Here is a 581-nt window from a genome sequence, read left to right as displayed (position 1 = left end):
CGAATTCTACTTTTATCGAATTTCAGCATCGGGAGGACTGGAAAAATATTTTTTAATCAAGCTAAGAGACGCCCGAATCACTGAAATCAAGCTATCCGCTCCCCACTCAATGACGCAAAATGAAATGCCGCCACTGCGGGCTATCTCTGCGCTGGCTTTGGTTCGCTGAACATTTCCCACGGTTTAAATAACCTGTATGAAAACGGCTATTACCTGTTGTTTAGAGAAAACCGATCGGGCTGGACCAGGGATACCTATCGGGCGATAGCCAAATCGATAGCTCAAAGCGAAAACCGCGCTGATTTAGCTTACGCCAGCGTTGATTTAGGGATTTCCGTTTATGGATTATCCAGAAATGTCGTGAGAGAGGATACTTTCCGACTTTTCAGATATATTAATAGTGATTTTGTTCGCGGATGGAAGACTATGGGGCCAGTGCCTTTGGTTGCAGAGAGTGCTGTTAACATAGCAACAATTGGTGGAATGTATACATTATATAAAAATGAATGATATCATAATTTACTCTTATGTTTGGCCTATTTATGCGTATGTATTTGCATCCGTAATCTGCTTTTTTTTAT

Annotated in this window: 1 pseudogene; it reads left to right on the top strand. The window is 41.3% G+C overall.

The features are described from left to right. Positions 1-141: 141 nt before the first annotated feature. Positions 142-510: pseudogene (locus tag BIY29_RS21115) on the top strand (DUF4225 domain-containing protein); the annotation flags it as partial. Between the last annotated feature and the right edge of the window lie 71 nt (positions 511-581).

This window comes from Brenneria alni, from assembly GCF_003666245.1.
Taxonomy (GTDB): Bacteria; Pseudomonadota; Gammaproteobacteria; order Enterobacterales; family Enterobacteriaceae; genus Brenneria; species Brenneria alni.
This window is presented reverse-complemented; position numbering and strand designations above follow the sequence as displayed.